This window comes from Sphaerochaeta sp., from assembly GCF_050178175.1.
Lineage (GTDB): Bacteria > Spirochaetota > Spirochaetia > Sphaerochaetales > Sphaerochaetaceae > Sphaerochaeta.
Window position 1 is genome coordinate 1 of the sequence record NZ_JBFXGH010000120.1, and the last position, 6,569, is coordinate 6,569.

The window sequence follows — 6,569 nt, forward strand, 5'->3', positions numbered from 1 at the left end:
CAACTTGCTTTCCATCGGCATGCTCGTGGGAGTACTTGTTGCAGTTTGGAGGGTACGAAGTAAGCGAACAGCAAACGAGTTGTTCATTGCCGTTCTCTTTATGCTCATCTGGCGCTGACTTCGTTCGCCGAGATGATCAGCTATACCTTTTTCTTCAAGGTGCTATGGCGGAATGTTTGCCAGATCGGCGTATTCTATACTCCCGTTGCCACCTTGTTGTTCTGCTTGGCATATACAGGATATTGGAGAGAGAAACAGACCCACATAGCCAGGATTCTGTATTTCTATCAAGGAATTGGTATTCTTTTGGTAGGGACAGATTTCCTGCATCACTGGATTCGTCACTCGGTCTCCTTGGTTACCTCATCCCAGTATTCAACGCTGGTGGTTGAGACCACGGTGCTTGGAAAATTTCTGATCTCAGGTAATTTCTTTCTCATGGTGTTCTCCCTCTCCTTGGTGATAATCTTTGTTGTTACCACCAGTACCTCCATGAGAAAACAAGCATACATATTGTTGCTGGGGATGGTGATCCCTTTTCTCTACGCCATGGCAAAGGTAGTGAGTAATGAACAGTTCCTCCAGATATTGCCCATCAGCGGCGTCTTTGCCCTATCTGGGCTTTTTCTGCTTTATGGAATCTATCGTTTTGATTTGCTCAAGCTTGCCCCATTGGCAAGGGAACAGGCGTTTCGGTTCCTTGGGGAAGGAATTGTCATCTGTGATGGGGAAGGGCATGTCGTAGATATGAACCCGGCAGCAAAAGAGTTGCTGAAAGCAGATATGCATTTGATTGAGAAGCAGATTTATCTCGAGATTCCCCGATGGGGCAAAGCTGTACGCCGAGGCGAGAGAAACTCTTTCGAATTTGTCTTGGGAGAGAGGTCGCTTTCTGCTGAACTATATCCGATTACCTCCAAAGCAACAGAGGCAATCGGTACCATTACCCTGATCCAGGATATTACCCTGCTGAAACAACGTGCAGAAGAGATGCAACACCGGGCAGAGATTGATGGGCTTACCGGACTCTATAATAGACAGACATTTATCGAGAAGGTGGAGAAACAACTTTTGCTGACTTCCGGGCCTTCCCATCTTATCTATGTTGATATTGACCACTTCAAGCAGATCAACGACCAGTGGGGACATCGCTCAGGCGATGCTGTGCTACAGTCCATTGGTTCCATCCTTAAGCAGGAAGTTGATGAGGCTTGCATCGTCTGTAGGTTTGGAGGTGAGGAGTTTGCCATTTTCAGTTCCCAAAAGAGTAGGGATGAGATGATCGCTTGTGCTGAACATCTTAGGAAACATATTGAGCAGCAAGTATGCAACCATGAGCAACATTCAATTCGTCTGACAGTTTCCATGGGAGTATCTTCTGCAATCACCACAAGTTTTGATGAGCTGTACCGGGAGGCTGATTCCTGCCTATATGAGGCAAAAAAAGCTGGAAGGAATTGTGTCCGCTACCGAAGTAACCCACTTGACTGAGTCTACCTCGCTCGCCACAGTGCTAAAGCCGGAAGGGAGTATCTGTTCCCTGTTCATATATAAATCTATGGTACCACTATGAAAATAAAAAGCAGCAACGCTTTATTCACAAAATCTGTTGTCCTGTTCCTGATCAGCCAAAATCTTTCACTGTTTGGCTCCTCAGTCGTAGGGTATGCCATTATCTGGCACATCACCCTTGAGACCTCATCAGGAGTGTTCCTGATGTATGCCACCCTTGCCCAGATGGTTCCCCATCTCCTGATCAGTCTCTCCAGCGGGGTGTGGGCAGACCGCTACAACCGTAAGCACCTGATCATGCTCTCTGACAGTTTCATTGCCATTGCAACGCTGGGCCTTGCTCTCTTCTATGCAAGTGGGTCAAAGTCGATCACAGCCCTGCTTGCTGTTTCGGTGGTACGTTCCCTCGGTAGCGGGGTACAGACACCTGCCGTGAATGCCATCATTCCCCAATTGGTCAGTGAAGAACATCTTGTTCGAATCCAAGGGGTGAACCAGAGCATCAATTCAGTGCTGTTGCTTCTCTCTCCAGCCGTTGGTGGCATGATGCTGGGGTTGTTCGACCTTACCTGGACACTCTTGCTTGATGTTCTCACTGCCATCTTTGCAGTGGTGACTTTTTCCTTTATCAATGTAGGGGCAAGGAAGCGGTCGGAGGAAGGGACCAGTATGATCCAGGATATCAAGAAGGGGCTCTCCTACACCTTTCACAACCATCTCTTGCGTAATCTTCTGATCTGTTATGGTTTCTCGTTCTTCCTCATCACCCCTGCTGCAATCCTGACTCCCTTGTTGGTGGAACGAAGCTTTGGTGGTGAGGTATGGTTCCTTACCGCAAATGAGATGGTGTGGACTGCGGGCACCTTGCTGGGTGGCCTGATCATTTCCCTGAAGGGGTCCTTTTCCAATAAGGTTCGTGCCATTGCCCTCTCCCTGGTTGCCTTCGGGGTAAGTTTTGCCCTTCTGGGAGTTGCTCCCACATTCCTGCTCTACCTTATCATCTTGGGTCTTGGGGGTATCTTTGTTCCCGTCTTGAATTCTGCTGAGATTGTCATGATCCAGGAGATAACCGATGAAGACAAGATGGGAAGGGTGTTCTCCATTGTACAGCTGCTCAGTGGGAGTGCAATACCGCTGGGAATCTTGCTCTTCGGCCCCCTGGCTGACAGGGTTCCTGTGGAGTGGCTGTTAATCATCTCGGGAATTCTGCTTGCTGTCGTTGGCCTGGTCTATGGATCAACACAGAAAACCTACCAGGCGGGTAGTGTAACCAGGGAGAGCTGATCGTACTATTGCTCACATTGTAGACTGGTTTCCGTCAGGATTGAGCCTTTACTACCTTGGTTATGAATGTTTCAAGCAATGCTGGGTTGAAATAGGTATTTGACCGTTCCTGCATGAATGCAATGGTTTTTTCCAACCCCAGTGAGGGAAGGTGGTCTGCATATGTGTTTGCAATGGCAAGGATTTGGGCGCTCTCTGGAATTTCTTCCTGTTTCAGACCCTGTGGATATCCACTACCATCCCACTTTTCGTGATGATGCAACACCGCCTCTGCAAAGGGGGCATACTCCCCAACAGAGCGAAGAATGTTGTATCCGATTTCAGTGTGTCTCTGCAATTCCATGACCTGGGTTCGGGTGAGTTCTTCCTTTGGTTTGGAGAGAATGGACGGGGTGATGGCAATCTTGCCCAGGTCATGGTACAGCCCTGCAAGCCTGAGATTTTTCACCTCTTCCTTACGATATCCAAGCACCTCAGCAAACGCACTCGCCAAGGATGCAACCAGATTGCTATGTTCCTCGGCTCCTTCCTCCTGTTCAAAAAGCTTGGAGAGCAGGGTGTCGATTACCTGTTTCTTGAAGGTCATGCTCTGCTTGAGCTTGTTGCGGTACATTGAGTCCTCTGCAACCTTGAATGTATCCTCGTAACTCTCCTCGTCCTTTTCCTTTACTGCATAGCCAAAGGAGACAGAGAGCTGGATTCCCCTGATCTTCTCCTTCTCCAAAGCCTTGTTGATACGATTTACAATGGCCTGTGCATGAAGCGCATCGGTTTGAGGAAGCAGAAGTACGAACTCATCACCACCAATCCTGCTGACAATATCGTCATCCCTGCAGGTCTTGCGCATGATTTCAGAGACCTTGCGCAGCAACTCGTCACCAGTCTTATGACCGAACGCATCATTGGTAAGCTTGAGCCCGTTTACATCGGCAAGTACCAAGGTAAGGGGGTAGTAGGGCTCCTCATTCAACTCCTCTTTTGCTTGCTCATAATAGCGCCGGTTGGGGAGCGTGGTCAGGGGGTCTGTCACGCTCAGCGTCCGGATCTCATCCTGCTTGACCCGTTGGTTGGTACTGTCCCTGAAGACAAGGACAACACCGGTAACGTTTTGGTTGGCGCTGAGAATGGGGGCTGTGCTGTCGTTGATGAAACGCTCGTCCCCATCACGAGCGATCAGAATGGTATCCTCGTCCAGTTCAACCTGTCTCTTGGTCTCCAGTACCTGTTTCACTGGATTTGGACAAGGGTGGCGGTCGCTCCCGCAGAGAATCTTGAATACCTCTTCAAATGGCCGGCCTTTTGCCTCGTCTGCCTGCCAGCCGGTGAGCTTTTCAGCTACCTTGTTCATGAATTGAACATTCCCCTCTGCATCGGTGGAAATAACACCATCACCAACAGAGAGCAGTGTGGTTTCGAACAGGGTCTTCTCATAGTATAATTGTTTTTCCATCTGCTTTTGGCCAGTGATGTCATCGATGATCATGGCAAAGTAGCCATATGAAGGGCTGAATGAGGAGATCCTGAAGAGTCGGTTCAAGTCACTGTTGAAAGCCTCAAACGTTTTTGATTTCCCTGTAAGTGCAACCTCCCCGTTATGAGTGAACCAATAGGGCTCTACATGCGGCAAGAGTTCTGTGATTCGCTTCCCCACAGAAAACTCAGGAATGAGGCCGGTCTGTGTTTCAAAGTTCTTGTTTACCCTGAGGATGAGAAAGTCATTGGGGTTCCCTTCCTCGTCAAGGAGAATCTGGCAGTATGCGAAGCCTTGGTTCATTGCCTCAAAAAGTCTTCTGCTTTCTTCTTCGCTTTGCTCAAGTGCTTCTGCCTGGAGGACGCGCTCAGTGATGTCTGCATGGGTTCCACTCATGAGCAGGGCCTTCCCATTCTCATCGCGGCTTATCACTTGTCCACGATCGAAGACCCAGATCCAATGGCCATCCTTGTGTTGCATCCTAAGATCACAACTATAGAATTCACTCTTGCCGAGTTTGTGATCTTCAAGCAGCTTCATGGCCCTATCAAGGTCCTTGGGGTGAACGAAGCGGGTGAAGGTATCAAAGGTGGTGGGCTCCAGCTCTTCTTTTGTGTAGCCAAGCATCTCTGCCCACATGTCATTGATCTTGATAGTGTTATCTATAAGATTCCACTCCCACGAGCCTAGGTTTGAACCCTTGATAATGCTGGCAAAGCGATCACGGGCCTCCCTCAGTTCCCTTTGGTCCTTCTCTTGCTGTCTCTGGTAGACCTCCAGTCGATTGATCGCCCCAATCCCAGAGAGGAATGCAATAATAACGACCAATACCGGCCCAAGGAAGGTGACCTTCTGGTCAATGGCAGACCATCTTTCTACAGCACTCTGACGCATTTCCAAAAGTGTATATTCTTCAGCTTCAATATCATCAAGAATTTGTTCCAATGTCTTGGAGATGGCTTCGCTGTGTTCGAAAAGTTCCAAGATTTCTTCCTGCTCGGTTAAGAAAGTTGAATCTTCAAGAATGGGTTTGCGATACTGCAAGAGGGGTTGTACACTCTCATCGATCAATGTATCAAAGGTAATTTTCAGGAGGTCCAGTCTTCTTTTCTGTTCCTCGTTCTCTTTCAGAAGGATTCTCAGCTTCATGAGGCGCTGGTCGAAGGAGTAGGTACTCACCCCGATGCTTTCCATGTAGGAGCGGTCCCCGGTAAGCAAGTACCCGCGTTCATTGATGCGGATGTTTTGGAATGTGCGTTTCATGGCATTGGTTTCTGTGATCACTTTATAGGTATGGGAAACCAAGCGATTGGTTTCAATCGCCTGGGAAGTCAGCCTGTTCTTCAGGACCCCGATAAAGATCAGGGTTACACAGATAAGAAGCAGGCCGATGATGAAATTGCCTCGAATACTTACTCGTTTCTTCTTACGCATATAGGTACTGCAATTCTACAGATGAGTTACCTAAAATGACAAGGAATTAATGACGAAAAAAGAGCAGATTGACGAGAATTATCATAAATGTATTGTTTCCAAGGGAATAATGATACAGTTATACTTAATAAAAATAATAATCAATAAGTACTTGATATTATTAAAAGAAATGATTACTATTACTGCATACAACAAACGTATCACATACCAAGGAGATTATAGAAATGGACGAAGTACAGAACAATGCAACACTTCCTTTGATTGGAGACAAGGCCCCCGCCTTTCATGCAGTGACCACACAGGGTGATATCAACTTTCCCGAGGACTATAAGGGAAAATGGGTGATCCTTTTCAGCCATCCCGCTGATTTTACCCCTGTCTGTACCACGGAGTTCATGACCTTTGCCTCCATGGCTGACGAGTTCAAGGCAATGAATACTGAGCTTATCGGTCTCTCCATCGACTCCCTCTATGCACACATTGCATGGCTGAGAAAGATTCAGGAGCTGGAATGGAACGGAATGAAGGGTATTGAGGTCAAGTTCCCGGTAATTGAGGATATCAAGATGGATGTTGCCAAGAAGTATGGCATGGTCCAGTCACAATCATCCACCCAGGCGGTTCGTGCTGTTTTCATCATCGATGGCGAAGGTGTGGTGAGAACCATTATGTATTATCCTGCTTCCACTGGCCGTAACTTTGATGAGATCAAACGCGTGGTGATGGCCTTACAGAAGGCTGACAAGGAGCATATCGCTACTCCGGCAAACTGGAGACCAGGTCAGGATGTCATCATCCCCACCCCAGGTTCATGCGGTACCGCCAAGGAACGGATGGAAAGCAAGGATGAGAACCAATACTGCCTTGA

General features: G+C 48.0%; 4 protein-coding genes. 3 read left to right on the forward strand and 1 reads right to left on the reverse strand.

Annotated features, from left to right (window positions below; translation table 11 throughout):
• Nucleotides 1-114 precede the first annotated feature (114 nt).
• Both AB7S66_RS10660 and AB7S66_RS10665 read left to right on the forward strand, forming a co-directional pair.
• The gene (locus AB7S66_RS10660) at nt 115-1,491 is read left to right on the forward strand and encodes a histidine kinase N-terminal 7TM domain-containing diguanylate cyclase (protein WP_428519851.1); all 1,377 of its coding nucleotides are present in this window, start codon (nt 115-117) and stop codon (nt 1,489-1,491) included.
• A 78-nt stretch (nt 1,492-1,569) separates the two neighbouring features.
• Nucleotides 1,570-2,796, forward strand: a complete 1,227-nt coding sequence (locus AB7S66_RS10665) for an MFS transporter (RefSeq protein WP_428519845.1) — start codon at nt 1,570-1,572, stop codon at nt 2,794-2,796.
• A gap of 34 nt (nt 2,797-2,830) precedes the next feature.
• On the opposite strand, the gene AB7S66_RS10670 is transcribed toward AB7S66_RS10665, so the two are convergent.
• Nucleotides 2,831-5,701, reverse strand: a complete 2,871-nt coding sequence (locus AB7S66_RS10670; RefSeq protein WP_428519847.1) for a PAS domain S-box protein — start codon at nt 5,699-5,701, stop codon at nt 2,831-2,833.
• 224 nt (nt 5,702-5,925) lie between these two features.
• On the opposite strand from AB7S66_RS10670, the gene AB7S66_RS10675 reads away from it, so the two are divergent.
• A partial coding sequence (locus tag AB7S66_RS10675; protein WP_428519849.1) for a peroxiredoxin occupies nt 5,926-6,569 on the forward strand: 644 nt, incomplete at its 3' end.